We start from the raw sequence: 12,877 nt of genomic DNA on the forward strand, positions 1-12,877 counted from the left end.
CTGCTGACATGTTAACAATAGGTGTACTAGGACTTCAAGGAGCAGTAAGAGAGCATATTCGTGCAATTGAATCATGCGGCGCGGCTGGTCTTGTCGTTAAACGTCCGGAGCAGCTGAATGAAATCGACGGGTTGATTTTGCCGGGTGGTGAGAGCACGACGATGCGCCGATTGATTGATACGTATCAATTCATGGAGCCGCTTCGTGAATTTGCTGCTCAGGGAAAACCGATGTTTGGGACATGCGCTGGATTAATTATATTAGCAAAAGAAATTGCTGGTTCAGATAATCCTCATTTAGGCTTGCTGAACGTGGTTGTTGAACGCAATTCGTTTGGCCGGCAGGTTGACAGCTTTGAAGCTGATTTAACAATCAAAGGTTTGGACGAACCTTTTACAGGGGTATTCATCCGTGCGCCGCATATATTAGAAGCTGGTGAAAATGTTGAAGTTCTTTCAGAGCATAATGGCCGCATTGTAGCTGCGAGACAGGGACAATTCCTAGGCTGCTCATTCCATCCGGAACTGACAGAAGATCACCGAGTGACACAGCTGTTTGTGCAAATGGTTGAGGAATATAAGCAGAAAGCACTTGTATAAAACAGTTGAAAGCTGTGGAAACTTATAGTACATTATAAGCACAAATAAAGATCGAAAAGCGTTGATAGGAATTAGTAAGAAGCCGCTCTTTCTAAGAGAGCCGATGGTTGGTGCGAATCGGTGAAAGATGCTGTCTGAATCCATCCTTGAGCGAAATGCTGAAACAAGTAGGCATTTACGGGATAACCGTTATGTGTGAAAGTGGAAAATGAGTCTTTGGCTTGTTTTCAATCAGGGTGGCAACGCGAGAGCTCTCGTCCCTTTATAGGGATGAGGGCTCTTTTTATTTTTCGATAAATCAATAAAAAAGGAGTGTTTCGCATGCTTGATACGAAAATGCTGAGAGCAAATTTTCAAGAAATTAAAGCAAAGCTTGTACACAAAGGCGAAGACTTAACTGATTTTGATAAGTTTGAGGCGCTTGACGACAGACGAAGAGAGCTGATCGGCAAGGTTGAAGAGCTAAAAGGAAAACGGAATGAAGTATCTCAGCAGGTTGCTGTGCTGAAACGTGAGAAAAAAGACGCAGATCACATTATTAAAGAAATGCGTGAAGTCGGAGAGGAAATTAAAAAACTTGACGATGAATTAAGAACAGTGGAAGCTGAGCTTGATACCATCCTTCTTTCAATTCCAAATATTCCGCACGAGTCTGTCCCTGTCGGTGAAACAGAAGATGACAACATTGAAGTGCGTAAATGGGGTGAAAAGCCTTCATTTGCTTACGAGCCGAAGCCTCACTGGGATATCGCAGATGAACTGGGGATTCTTGATTTTGAACGTGCTGCAAAAGTAACAGGAAGCCGTTTCGTGTTCTATAAAGGTTTAGGTGCTCGTCTGGAGCGTGCGCTTTATAACTTTATGCTTGATCTGCATGTGGATGAGTATAACTATACTGAAGTGATTCCGCCTTATATGGTAAACCGAGCAAGCATGACGGGAACGGGTCAGCTTCCTAAATTCGAAGAGGATGCGTTTAAAATCAGAGAAGAAGATTACTTCTTAATTCCGACAGCGGAAGTACCGATTACAAATATGCATCGTGATGAAATCCTTTCAGGTGATAACCTGCCGATTAACTATGCGGCATTCAGTGCCTGCTTCCGTTCTGAAGCCGGTTCAGCAGGGCGTGATACACGCGGATTAATCCGTCAGCACCAATTTAATAAAGTAGAGCTTGTGAAGTTTGTGAAGCCTGAAGATTCTTATGAAGAATTGGAGAAGCTTACAAATCAAGCAGAACGAGTTCTTCAGCTGCTTGAACTTCCATACCGTGTGCTGAGCATGTGTACGGGTGACTTAGGATTCACGGCTGCAAAGAAATACGATATCGAGGTTTGGATTCCAAGCCAAGACACATATCGTGAAATTTCTTCTTGCAGCAACTTTGAAGCGTTCCAGGCAAGACGTGCGAACATTCGTTTCAGACGTGAAGCGAAAGGCAAGCCTGAGCATGTACACACATTGAATGGTTCAGGTTTGGCCGTCGGAAGAACAGTTGCCGCTATCTTAGAAAATTATCAGCAGGAAGACGGAAGTGTTATAATTCCAAAAGTTCTTCGCCCTTATATGGGGAATAGAGATGTTATCAAACTATAAAATTGTAAAAAGGTGTGCTTGCTAAGGCACGCCTTTTTTCCTATGTAAACAGGGCGTTTTTATAAAAACGAAAAAAGTTTTTGAAAGTGCTTGACCTTATGAGAACATTCATGATATAGTAAATCTTGTCGATACGGAGGAATACCCAAGTCCGGCTGAAGGGATCGGTCTTGAAAACCGACAGGGGTGTCAAAGCCCGCGGGGGTTCGAATCCCTCTTCCTCCGCCATATTGATTTTAATTCTAATGAAATACAAGCATATATTGGAGATTGTTTTGTCCGTTGCCTTCGGTGCAACGGATTTTTTATTATATTAAAAAAGTGAATCTCAGCTGAGACTCACTTTTTTTGATTTTCATGAATAACTGAAGCGATTTGATCTACAATATGTTCAATTGAGCTTTCGTCGTTCAGCAGATCATAATCCTCAATGCGAAGCTTTAAAATAGGGCAGGCGTTAAAACCGCTAATCCAGTTTTCATAGCGTGTGTGCATTTCTTCCCAATAAGAACGGTTTGTCTGGAGCTCCATTTCACGCCCGCGTTCTTCAATTCGGTTTAAGATGTTTTCCAGATCTCCTTCTAAATAGATCAATACATCCGGGTGCGGGAAGTACGGTGTCATGACCATTGCTTCGAAAAGGCTTGTGTATGTTTTATAATCAATCTTTGACATTGTCCCCTTGTCAGCATGCATTTTCGCAAAAATGCCAGTGTCTTCATAAATAGAACGGTCCTGTACAAAGCCTCCGCCGGCTTCAAATATCGTTTTCTGTTCTTTGAAACGTTCAGCCAAGAAATAGATTTGCAGGTGGAAGCTCCAACGCTTAAAATCATGATAGAACTTTTCTAAGTATGGATTATGATCAACTTCCTCCAGAGAGGTTTTAAATCCAAGCCGTTTAGCCAAAGCTTTTGTTAAAGTCGATTTTCCGACACCTACTGTTCCTGCTACTGTAATAATTGAATTCTTAGGGATATGATGTTCCTTCATACGATAAGCTCCTTTACATGGGCGGCAATGCGTTCAAAGTCGCTCTTATTCAAAACGAAATCTTTTGAATCACCATCTATAGTTAACACTGTAAGTTCAGGATCTGATTCCTGCAGCTGTTTGATGGCGACTTCATAATCTGCGATCAGCTGCTCCAAATAGCTTGTTTCAATTTTTTTTTCAAAGGGGCGTCCGCGTTTTTCAATGCGATGTAACAGTGTGGGCAGACTAGCCTTTATGTAAATGATGAAATTCGGCTTTGGCAGATCATCCGTAAGCAGGTGATAAATCTTTTTATATTTTTCCAGCTGATGTTGAGACAGAGTGCGTTCAGCAAAAATCACATTTTTATAAATGTGATAATCAGCTATCACGGGCTGTCCCTTTTTTAAACAGTGATCACTGGTGTCTTCAAGCTGTTTGTATCTGTGACAAAGAAAGAACATCTCAAGCTGGAAGCTCCATTCCTCTATGTTGTCATAAAACTTATCAAGGTACGGGTTATCCTCAACAATCTCACTAATCATAGGGAATCCAAGCTCTTGTGAGAGCATCGTCGCGAGGGTTGTTTTTCCTGCCCCGATAGGACCTTCTATTGCAATAAAAGGGGCTGTATTCATCGGAATCCTCCTTATTTCTAAAAAACGTTCGTCAGTTACCGACCTTCATATTGTATCACAACCCTCGGGTGCTCCCATGAAAAAAGACGTTTCCAAATTATCGAAACGTCTTTTTGACAACATTAAATTGATCAGACAGCAGCAGCCAGTTTTGCGGGAAGGAAAGACCCAGCTTCCAGTAGCTGATGCCTCTTAAGTTCAGCTCTTTAATCAGATTGAATTTTGCTTGAATTGAGCGGGCATCTTCAAACCATACCTCGTGTCTCCTGTTTTCTGCATCAGTATAGCGGAAAAAAGGGGCTTGAGCCGTTTGGTCATATTGAATGGAAGCATTGTTTCGATCGGCAATGACAATAGCTTGCTGAGGGCTTATTGCTCTAGCCGGGGGTCCCCCTGCTGTATATGGCAGCGTCCAGTCATATCCGTATAAATTCTGGCCCATGACAATTTTATTTGCAGGCATTTCAGTCAAAGCGTATTCTATGACATCCCGAACAGGCCCAATTGGAGAAACGGCTTGAGCAGGCCCGCCGCTATAGCCCCATTCATATGTCATGAGAACAACAAAGTCGACGATTTGGCCGTGTGCCCTGTAATCATGAGCTGCGTACCATCTGCCCTGCTGTGTTGCACTTGTTTTAGGAGCAAGTGCAGTAGATATTTCTAAACCTTCTCGGTGGAAACGATCCCTTGCTTCGCGAAGAAATTGATTATAGGCTTCTCTATCCTCGGGCCGCAAGTATTCAAAATCGAAATGAATATCACGGAAGCCGTACCTTCTGGCATTTTCCACAATTTCATTTAAGAGCCTTCTCTTTACAGTATTGTCATTTAAAATAATCCGGCCAAGCTCATCACTAAACGCTGCATTTTCTAGGTTTGTAATAATCATCATTAAAGTTGTATTTTGATTTTCTGCGATGCTTCTTAAATTCGTTAAAGGCGGTGCGGCTAAGGTTCCGTCTCGCTGTGCTTGGAAACTGAATGCGCCAAGGAATGTTAGATAGGGTGACGCTTCTCTGGCCGCCTGCTGCAAATTTTCGCTGACTTGATTTCCTCGGGGCTCCAAATAAGCATTTGATTCGATATCACGTTTGGGAACCGTAGGGATGTATAAACGGAAACCAATCTGAAGCATGGTATTTAACTGGATGCGGTTAACCCTGGCTAGCTCGGCTGCCGTTGTGCGAAACTGCCGCGCGATGGATGCCAGGGTATCACCTTGCTTCACCTCATAGAACTGGCCAGCTATTGGAATGACAATGGTTTGTCCGACAACAAGGCTGTCGGCATTTGGTATTTCATTCGCTTCTGTGATCTGGCTTACGGTTGTTCTATATTGTGATGCGATAGCAGAAAGAGTGTCGCCCTGTTTCACCACATAAATTTGAATAAAAAACGCCTCCTTTCATATCGCTATCAATGTATGAAAGAAAAGCGCCGATCATGTTTATTTTTCTGTAATTCGTTCCTCCGTCGTAATTTCCGCAAAAAGAACATTTTCCATCATGGTTAAGGCGAATTCATTATCTTCGTCACGATTTGAAGCAATGCAGTCCTTGGGAATCGAGATGCTGTATTCCCTCATGTAAGCATCATTAGCGGTAAACAGCACGCATATGTTACCGGCTATACCTGTTAAAATAATGTGCTTCACCTGTAATTCGGTAAGGAGTGTGTGAAGTGCTGTTTCGTAAAAGGCGGAATGCTTCGGTTTGATTAAAAAATAATCAGCATCTTCTGGAGCGATTTGTCTGATGATATCCCTGCTTTTTTCATTTGTGCATTCCTGCTGAATATTTTTTATATCTGCTTGCCAAAGTCCGTAATGATCATTAATGTAGATAATCGGCCAGTCATTTTGTCTCGCGTACTCCTTTAATGATAAAATGTGAGGAACGATTTTTTCTGTTTTTTTGGCGAGGCTTTCTCCCATATCAAATTCAAAATTATTGATCATGTCTACAATGAGAAGAGCTGTGTCTGATTTGGACATCGACAGTCTCCTTTCTGTTTCAGTTATAGTTAATATGTAGCCTTTTTAGGCAAGAAAAAAACTTTGAAAAGAGAGCTTACCCTTATGACACAAGATGAACTGTATATGATGGAAGCAATGAAAGAAGCGAGAAAAGCTGAAGAAAAAGGTGAAGTGCCAATCGGTGCCATCCTTGTCGTGAATGATGAAATCGTTGCACGTGCGCATAATTTAAGAGAAACGGAGCAGAGGTCAATTGCTCATGCGGAAATGCTTGTGATCGATGAAGCGTGCAAGGCATTAGGGACGTGGCGGCTGGAAGGCGCAACACTTTACGTTACACTTGAGCCTTGTCCCATGTGTGCCGGCGCCGTCGTGCTTTCCAGAGTGGAAAAAGTGGTTTTTGGCGCGTTTGATCCTAAAGGAGGCTGCTCAGGCACACTTATGAACCTTTTACAGGAAGAACGCTTTAATCACCAGGCTGAAGTCGTGAGCGGAGTGCTAGAGGATGAATGCGGAGAAATGCTCAGTTCGTTTTTTAGAGCACTGCGAAAAAAGAAGAAGGCTCTCAGGAAAAACTTGTCTGAGTAGTTCGGTTGCAATTTTTAGGGGAAAACGATATACTAAGTGTGCATCGTAATACAATGCGATATAAAAATTTGATATTTATTTTGCCGTGCTAAGCGGGGAGGTAGCGGTGCCCTGTACCTGCAATCCGCTCTAGCAGGGCCGAATCCCTTCTCGAGGTTCGTTTACTTTAAGGTCTGCCTTAAGTAAGTGGTGTTGACGTTTGGGTCCTGCGCAATGGGAATTCATGAACCATGTCAGGTCCGGAAGGAAGCAGCATTAAGTGAAACCTCCCATGTGCCGCAGGGTTGCCTGGGCTGAGCTAACTGCTTAAGTAACGCTTAGGGTAGCGAATCGACAGAAGGTGCACGGTAAATCAATCATCAAATTTTCAGACTCACCTATCATTAGGTGAGTTTTTTGTTATGTAAAAAGAGCTTTTGGAATCGAAACAAGGTTCATGTATAATGGGAATGATGAATAACGGAGGAGGGCAAACCCGTGAGTTACCAAGCTTTATATCGAGTATTCAGGCCTCAGCGATTTGAAGATGTGGTGGGACAAGAACACATTACAAAAACGCTGCAAAATGCCCTTTTGCAAAAAAAGTTTTCCCACGCCTATCTTTTTTCCGGGCCGAGGGGAACGGGAAAAACCAGTGCAGCCAAAATATTTGCCAAGGCTGTCAACTGTGAACATGCTCCTGTTGATGAGCCATGCAACGAATGTGCGGCCTGTAAAGGGATAACAAACGGGTCCATATCTGATGTCATAGAAATTGATGCCGCTTCTAATAACGGTGTTGATGAGATTCGTGACATTCGCGATAAAGTGAAGTTTGCCCCGTCGGCTGTCACATATAAGGTATATATCATAGATGAGGTGCATATGCTTTCTATCGGCGCCTTTAATGCTTTACTGAAAACATTAGAAGAGCCGCCTGAGCATTGTATTTTCATTTTAGCAACAACCGAACCGCACAAAATTCCGTTAACCATTATCTCCAGATGTCAGCGTTTTGATTTTAAACGGATTACATCCCAAGCGATTGTCGGACGCATGAATAAAATTGTTGATGCTGAACAGCTGCAAGTGGAGGAAGGATCGCTTGATATTATTGCGAGTGCTGCGGACGGAGGGATGAGGGACGCCCTGAGCCTCCTTGATCAGGCCGTATCATTCAGCGGAGATGCCCTGAAAGTTGAGGACGCGCTTTTGATTACGGGAGCTGTTTCGCAATTATATATAGGGAAGCTGGCACAATCCCTGCATGATAAAAACATTTCTGACGCACTGGAAACATTAAATGAACTTCTTCAACAAGGAAAAGATCCAGCTAAGCTGATAGAGGATATGATTTTCTATTTCAGGGACATGCTGCTGTACAAAACTGCCCCTGGTTTAGAAGGAGTGCTTGAAAAAGTAAAAGTCGATGAAACGTTCCGAGAACTAAGCGAACAAATTCCGGCACAAGCGATATATGAAATGATCGATATACTTAACAAGAGCCATCAGGAAATGAAGTGGACGAATCATCCCCGCATCTTTTTCGAAGTGGCAGTGGTGAAGATTTGCCAAACGTCTCACCAGCCAACGGCCGATCTGCCGGAAGTTGATATGCTGATGAAAAAAATTCAGCAGCTGGAGCAGGAAGTGGAGCGGCTCAAAACAACAGGTGTTAAAGCAGCGGCGGAAAGCCCGAAAAAAGAAACGCCTCGTGCGCCAAAGGGCGGTAAATCCAATTACAAAGCGCCCGTAGGCAGAATCCATGAAATACTGAAGGAAGCCACGAGGACGGAACTTGACCAGCTCAGAAACAGCTGGGGCAAGCTTCTTGCTCACCTCAAACAGCAAAACAAAGTATCGCATGCCGCTTTGCTGAATGACAGTGAACCTGTGGCTGCTGCCTCAGCGGCATTTGTGCTGAAATTTAAATATGAAATTCATTGTAAAATGGTCGCCGAGGATAACAACGGAGTCCGGACCAATCTGGAGCAGATTTTAGAATCGATGCTCGGAAAACGAATGGATTTGATTGGCGTTCCAGAAGCACAATGGGGTAAAATAAGAGAAGAATTTTTAGTAGATCATCAGCAGGAAAATGAAGGATCAAATGAACCGGCTGAAGAAGACCCGCTTATTGCCGAGGCGAAAAAGCTTGTCGGAGCGGATTTAATTGAAATAAAAGACTAACAAAATGAAAGAGAGTGAATGCTATGCGTGGCGGAATGGGAAATATGCAAAAAATGATGAAACAAATGCAAAAAATGCAAAAAGACATGGCGAAGGCTCAAGAAGAGCTTGCAGAACAGGTTGTTGAAGGAACTGCAGGCGGCGGTATGGTAACAGTAAAAGTGAACGGCCAAAAAGAAGTCCTGGATGTCGTCATCAAAGAAGAAGTCGTTGATCCGGAAGATATCGACATGCTTCAAGATTTAGTGCTTGCTGCAACGAATGAAGCACTGAAAAAAGTTGACGAGATTACAAACGAGACAATGGGTCAATTTACAAAGGGAATGAACATGCCAGGTTTATTCTAGGGGGATAAAAGAACATGCAATATCCTGAACCAATATCAAAGCTGATTGACAGCTTTATGAAATTGCCAGGGATCGGACCGAAAACAGCGGTTCGTCTGGCTTTTTTTGTTCTAGGTATGAAAGAAGATGTGGTATTAGATTTTGCGAAAGCATTAGTAAATGCGAAACGCAATCTGACATATTGTTCAGTTTGCGGGCATATTACAGATCAGGACCCTTGTTATATATGTGAAGATACGCGCAGGGATAAATCTGTTATCTGTGTTGTGCAAGACCCTAAGGATGTTATCGCTATGGAGAAAATGAAGGAATACAATGGGCAATACCACGTTCTCCACGGTGCTATTTCGCCAATGGATGGTATCGGACCAGAGGATATTAAAATACCAGAATTGTTAAAACGATTACAGGATGATCAAGTGACAGAAGTGATTCTCGCGACAAACCCTAATATAGAAGGGGAAGCAACGGCGATGTATATATCAAGGCTCCTGAAGCCTTCTGGTATTAAGCTCTCCCGTATAGCCCACGGACTGCCCGTCGGCGGAGATTTGGAATATGCTGATGAGGTCACTCTTTCTAAAGCACTTGAAGGAAGACGTGAATTGTAAGGAGGAAAAAGCGATCCATGGGTTTTCTTCGCAAGAAAACATTGAGAAGAGAGTTTGATGAAAAACTAACCGAGCAGCTTTTTAAGCAAAAGGAAGAGTGGAACAGGCAGAAAAAGCTGGTTGAAAAAAGCTTAGAACCATCTGCAGAAGTGTTATATGAACTGAAAGTAGCTGAAGCGAAGTATTTTTTTTACTTGAGGGAAGCGAAGCAGCGAGATTTAAAAATCAGCCGGTGGAAGTAAGTGGTCTAAACTCCTGGATCTTCTCATAAGCTTGTACTAGAACAAGCAAAGGAGATGAGAAGATTCATGGAGCCTATTTTTATTATAGGAATTATTTTAGGACTGGTTATACTTCTTTTTTTATCAGGTTCAGCCGCAAAGCCTTTAAAGTGGATCGGCATCACTGCTGTTAAATTTGTGGCGGGCGCTTTGCTGCTGGTTTGCGTAAATATGTTTGGCGGCAGTCTTGGCATTCATGTCCCGGTTAATCTTGTCACAACAGCTATCAGCGGAATTTTAGGGATACCAGGAATAGCCGCGTTGGTAATCATTAAGCAATTTATTATCTAATTGTTATTATGTGTTGACTTTATTAAATGAAGGTGTTATTCTATTATACGTCGCTGATGACGAGTCGCTTTTAGAAAGAATGTATTCAAAAAAAGTTATTGACGAAAGCGGCGAGAAATGTTAAGATTATAAAGTCGCTTAAAGAGCGATAAACAAAGTTCTTTGAAAACTAAACAAGACAAAACGTACCTGTTAATTCATTTTTAAACAAATCGCACAGCGATGTGCGTAGTCAGTCAAACTTTTATCGGAGAGTTTGATCCTGGCTCAGGACGAACGCTGGCGGCGTGCCTAATACATGCAAGTCGAGCGGACAGATGGGAGCTTGCTCCCTGATGTTAGCGGCGGACGGGTGAGTAACACGTGGGTAACCTGCCTGTAAGACTGGGATAACTCCGGGAAACCGGGGCTAATACCGGATGGTTGTTTGAACCGCATGGTTCAAACATAAAAGGTGGCTTCGGCTACCACTTACAGATGGACCCGCGGCGCATTAGCTAGTTGGTGAGGTAATGGCTCACCAAGGCGACGATGCGTAGCCGACCTGAGAGGGTGATCGGCCACACTGGGACTGAGACACGGCCCAGACTCCTACGGGAGGCAGCAGTAGGGAATCTTCCGCAATGGACGAAAGTCTGACGGAGCAACGCCGCGTGAGTGATGAAGGTTTTCGGATCGTAAAGCTCTGTTGTTAGGGAAGAACAAGTACCGTTCGAATAGGGCGGTACCTTGACGGTACCTAACCAGAAAGCCACGGCTAACTACGTGCCAGCAGCCGCGGTAATACGTAGGTGGCAAGCGTTGTCCGGAATTATTGGGCGTAAAGGGCTCGCAGGCGGTTTCTTAAGTCTGATGTGAAAGCCCCCGGCTCAACCGGGGAGGGTCATTGGAAACTGGGGAACTTGAGTGCAGAAGAGGAGAGTGGAATTCCACGTGTAGCGGTGAAATGCGTAGAGATGTGGAGGAACACCAGTGGCGAAGGCGACTCTCTGGTCTGTAACTGACGCTGAGGAGCGAAAGCGTGGGGAGCGAACAGGATTAGATACCCTGGTAGTCCACGCCGTAAACGATGAGTGCTAAGTGTTAGGGGGTTTCCGCCCCTTAGTGCTGCAGCTAACGCATTAAGCACTCCGCCTGGGGAGTACGGTCGCAAGACTGAAACTCAAAGGAATTGACGGGGGCCCGCACAAGCGGTGGAGCATGTGGTTTAATTCGAAGCAACGCGAAGAACCTTACCAGGTCTTGACATCCTCTGACAATCCTAGAGATAGGACGTCCCCTTCGGGGGCAGAGTGACAGGTGGTGCATGGTTGTCGTCAGCTCGTGTCGTGAGATGTTGGGTTAAGTCCCGCAACGAGCGCAACCCTTGATCTTAGTTGCCAGCATTCAGTTGGGCACTCTAAGGTGACTGCCGGTGACAAACCGGAGGAAGGTGGGGATGACGTCAAATCATCATGCCCCTTATGACCTGGGCTACACACGTGCTACAATGGACAGAACAAAGGGCAGCGAAACCGCGAGGTTAAGCCAATCCCACAAATCTGTTCTCAGTTCGGATCGCAGTCTGCAACTCGACTGCGTGAAGCTGGAATCGCTAGTAATCGCGGATCAGCATGCCGCGGTGAATACGTTCCCGGGCCTTGTACACACCGCCCGTCACACCACGAGAGTTTGTAACACCCGAAGTCGGTGAGGTAACCTTTTAGGAGCCAGCCGCCGAAGGTGGGACAGATGATTGGGGTGAAGTCGTAACAAGGTAGCCGTATCGGAAGGTGCGGCTGGATCACCTCCTTTCTAAGGATATATACGGAATATAAGACCTTGGGTCTTATAAACAGAACGTTCCCTGTCTTGTTTAGTTTTGAAGGAACTTTGTTCCTTAAATAAGTTAAGATGGGCCTGTAGCTCAGCTGGTTAGAGCGCACGCCTGATAAGCGTGAGGTCGGTGGTTCGAGTCCACTCAGGCCCACCATCTTAAATAACGGGGCCTTAGCTCAGCTGGGAGAGCGCCTGCTTTGCACGCAGGAGGTCAGCGGTTCGATCCCGCTAGGCTCCACCAACGTGTTCTTTGAAAACTAGATAACAGTAGACATCACATTCAATTAGTAAGACAAGATATCACATAGTGATTCTTTTTAACGGTTAAGTTAGAAAGGGCGCACGGTGGATGCCTTGGCACTAGGAGCCGATGAAGGACGGGACGAACACCGATATGCTTCGGGGAGCTGTAAGCAAGCTTTGATCCGGAGATTTCCGAATGGGGAAACCCACCACTCGTAATGGAGTGGTATCCATATCTGAATACATAGGATATGAGAAGGCAGACCCGGGGAACTGAAACATCTAAGTACCCGGAGGAAGAGAAAGCAAATGCGATTCCCTGAGTAGCGGCGAGCGAAACGGGATCAGCCCAAACCAAGAGGCTTGCCTCTTGGGGTTGTAGGACACTCTGTACGGAGTTACAAAAGAACGAGGTAGATGAAGAGGTCTGGAAAGGCCCGCCATAGAAGGTAACAGCCCTGTAGTCAAAACTTCGTTCTCTCCTGAGTGGATCCTGAGTACGGCGGAACACGTGAAATTCCGTCGGAATCCGGGAGGACCATCTCCCAAGGCTAAATACTCCCTAGTGACCGATAGTGAACCAGTACCGTGAGGGAAAGGTGAAAAGCACCCCGGAAGGGGAGTGAAAGAGATCCTGAAACCGTGTGCCTACAAGTAGTCAGAGCCCGTTAATGGGTGATGGCGTGCCTTTTGTAGAATGAACCGGCGAGTTACGATCCCGTGCAAGGTTAAGCAGAAGA

The 12,877-nt window shown here is 44.7% G+C and carries 12 protein-coding genes, 3 tRNA genes, 2 rRNA genes, 1 other RNA gene and 1 other annotated feature (1 of these 19 cut by a window edge); of the genes, 14 read left to right on the forward strand and 4 right to left on the reverse strand.

Annotation, left to right across the window (positions count from 1 at the left end; genetic code table 11):
* Window positions 1-8: 8 nt before the first annotated feature.
* The 3 genes from pdxT (at window position 9) to G4P54_RS00095 (ending at window position 2,426) form a co-directional block, all read left to right on the forward strand.
* Window positions 9-599, forward strand: a complete 591-nt coding sequence (gene pdxT / locus G4P54_RS00085) for a pyridoxal 5'-phosphate synthase glutaminase subunit PdxT (RefSeq protein WP_024713938.1) — start codon at window positions 9-11, stop codon at window positions 597-599.
* Window positions 600-651: 52 nt separating this feature from the next.
* Window positions 652-864, forward strand: a binding site (T-box leader).
* A 56-nt stretch (window positions 865-920) separates the two neighbouring features.
* Window positions 921-2,198, forward strand: coding sequence for a serine--tRNA ligase (gene serS, locus G4P54_RS00090; RefSeq protein ID WP_167871458.1), 1,278 nt, complete (start codon window positions 921-923; stop codon window positions 2,196-2,198).
* 135 nt (window positions 2,199-2,333) lie between these two features.
* Window positions 2,334-2,426 (forward strand) — tRNA-Ser (locus tag G4P54_RS00095).
* Window positions 2,427-2,537: 111 nt separating this feature from the next.
* Here the strand turns inward: G4P54_RS00095 and dck are convergent.
* The 4 genes from dck to G4P54_RS00115 form a co-directional block, all read right to left on the reverse strand.
* Entirely contained in the window at window positions 2,538-3,191 is a 654-nt protein-coding gene (gene dck / locus G4P54_RS00100) for a deoxyadenosine/deoxycytidine kinase (RefSeq protein WP_167871459.1), read from the reverse strand.
* Complete coding sequence (gene dgk, locus G4P54_RS00105; protein WP_024713935.1) at window positions 3,188-3,811, reverse strand: deoxyguanosine kinase; 624 nt, start codon at window positions 3,809-3,811, stop codon at window positions 3,188-3,190. Before dgk ends, dck begins: the two co-directional genes overlap by 4 nt.
* A gap of 97 nt (window positions 3,812-3,908) precedes the next feature.
* Entirely contained in the window at window positions 3,909-5,192 is a 1,284-nt protein-coding gene (locus G4P54_RS00110) for a LysM peptidoglycan-binding domain-containing protein (RefSeq protein ID WP_167871460.1), read from the reverse strand.
* Between the two features lie 69 nt (window positions 5,193-5,261).
* Window positions 5,262-5,807 (reverse strand): cysteine hydrolase family protein, encoded by a 546-nt coding sequence (locus tag G4P54_RS00115; RefSeq protein ID WP_167871461.1) that lies wholly within the window; start codon window positions 5,805-5,807, stop codon window positions 5,262-5,264.
* A gap of 84 nt (window positions 5,808-5,891) precedes the next feature.
* On the opposite strand from G4P54_RS00115, the gene tadA reads away from it, so the two are divergent.
* From tadA to G4P54_RS00170, 11 genes are all read left to right on the forward strand, one after another.
* Entirely contained in the window at window positions 5,892-6,377 is a 486-nt protein-coding gene (gene tadA / locus G4P54_RS00120; protein ID WP_024713932.1) for a tRNA adenosine(34) deaminase TadA, read from the forward strand.
* 83 nt (window positions 6,378-6,460) lie between these two features.
* Window positions 6,461-6,725: signal recognition particle sRNA large type (gene ffs / locus G4P54_RS00125), an RNA gene on the forward strand.
* Between the two features lie 129 nt (window positions 6,726-6,854).
* Window positions 6,855-8,546, forward strand: coding sequence for a DNA polymerase III subunit gamma/tau (dnaX, locus tag G4P54_RS00130; RefSeq protein WP_167871462.1), 1,692 nt, complete (start codon window positions 6,855-6,857; stop codon window positions 8,544-8,546).
* A 23-nt stretch (window positions 8,547-8,569) separates the two neighbouring features.
* The gene (locus G4P54_RS00135; RefSeq protein ID WP_167871463.1) at window positions 8,570-8,893 is read left to right on the forward strand and encodes a YbaB/EbfC family nucleoid-associated protein; all 324 of its coding nucleotides are present in this window, start codon (window positions 8,570-8,572) and stop codon (window positions 8,891-8,893) included.
* Window positions 8,894-8,907: 14 nt separating this feature from the next.
* Window positions 8,908-9,504, forward strand: a complete 597-nt coding sequence (gene recR / locus G4P54_RS00140) for a recombination protein RecR (protein WP_003225425.1) — start codon at window positions 8,908-8,910, stop codon at window positions 9,502-9,504.
* A gap of 17 nt (window positions 9,505-9,521) precedes the next feature.
* Complete coding sequence (locus G4P54_RS00145; protein ID WP_024713929.1) at window positions 9,522-9,746, forward strand: YaaL family protein; 225 nt, start codon at window positions 9,522-9,524, stop codon at window positions 9,744-9,746.
* A gap of 66 nt (window positions 9,747-9,812) precedes the next feature.
* Window positions 9,813-10,076: a sigma-K factor-processing regulator BofA gene (gene bofA, locus G4P54_RS00150; RefSeq protein WP_024713928.1), complete on the forward strand. Its 264-nt coding sequence runs from the start codon at window positions 9,813-9,815 to the stop codon at window positions 10,074-10,076.
* A 244-nt stretch (window positions 10,077-10,320) separates the two neighbouring features.
* Window positions 10,321-11,870 (forward strand): 16S ribosomal RNA (locus G4P54_RS00155).
* Window positions 11,871-11,971: 101 nt separating this feature from the next.
* Window positions 11,972-12,048, forward strand: a tRNA-Ile gene (locus G4P54_RS00160).
* An 11-nt stretch (window positions 12,049-12,059) separates the two neighbouring features.
* Window positions 12,060-12,135, forward strand: a tRNA-Ala gene (locus G4P54_RS00165).
* Window positions 12,136-12,216: 81 nt separating this feature from the next.
* Window positions 12,217-12,877: ribosomal RNA gene (locus G4P54_RS00170) — 23S ribosomal RNA — on the forward strand (it continues 2,267 nt past the right edge of the window).
* The 16S and 23S rRNA genes sit together here with 2 tRNA genes alongside, the layout of an rRNA operon.

Source organism: Bacillus tequilensis (genome assembly GCF_012225885.1).
Classification (GTDB): Bacteria; Bacillota; Bacilli; order Bacillales; family Bacillaceae; genus Bacillus; species Bacillus tequilensis.

What these genes read in the sequence shown, in the direction of transcription:
- G4P54_RS00145 (WP_024713929.1), top strand. Translation starts at nt 9,522, where the DNA reads ATGGGTTTTCTTCGCAAGAAAACATTGAGAAGAGAGTTTGATGAAAAA.
- recR (WP_003225425.1), top strand. Translation starts at nt 8,908, where the DNA reads ATGCAATATCCTGAACCAATATCAAAGCTGATTGACAGCTTTATGAAA.
- G4P54_RS00115 (WP_167871461.1), bottom strand. Translation starts at nt 5,807, where the DNA reads ATGTCCAAATCAGACACAGCTCTTCTCATTGTAGACATGATCAATAAT.
- dgk (WP_024713935.1), bottom strand. Translation starts at nt 3,811, where the DNA reads ATGAATACAGCCCCTTTTATTGCAATAGAAGGTCCTATCGGGGCAGGA.
- G4P54_RS00135 (WP_167871463.1), top strand. Translation starts at nt 8,570, where the DNA reads ATGCGTGGCGGAATGGGAAATATGCAAAAAATGATGAAACAAATGCAA.
- serS (WP_167871458.1), top strand. Translation starts at nt 921, where the DNA reads ATGCTTGATACGAAAATGCTGAGAGCAAATTTTCAAGAAATTAAAGCA.
- tadA (WP_024713932.1), top strand. Translation starts at nt 5,892, where the DNA reads ATGACACAAGATGAACTGTATATGATGGAAGCAATGAAAGAAGCGAGA.
- dck (WP_167871459.1), bottom strand. Translation starts at nt 3,191, where the DNA reads ATGAAGGAACATCATATCCCTAAGAATTCAATTATTACAGTAGCAGGA.
- pdxT (WP_024713938.1), top strand. Translation starts at nt 9, where the DNA reads ATGTTAACAATAGGTGTACTAGGACTTCAAGGAGCAGTAAGAGAGCAT.
- bofA (WP_024713928.1), top strand. Translation starts at nt 9,813, where the DNA reads ATGGAGCCTATTTTTATTATAGGAATTATTTTAGGACTGGTTATACTT.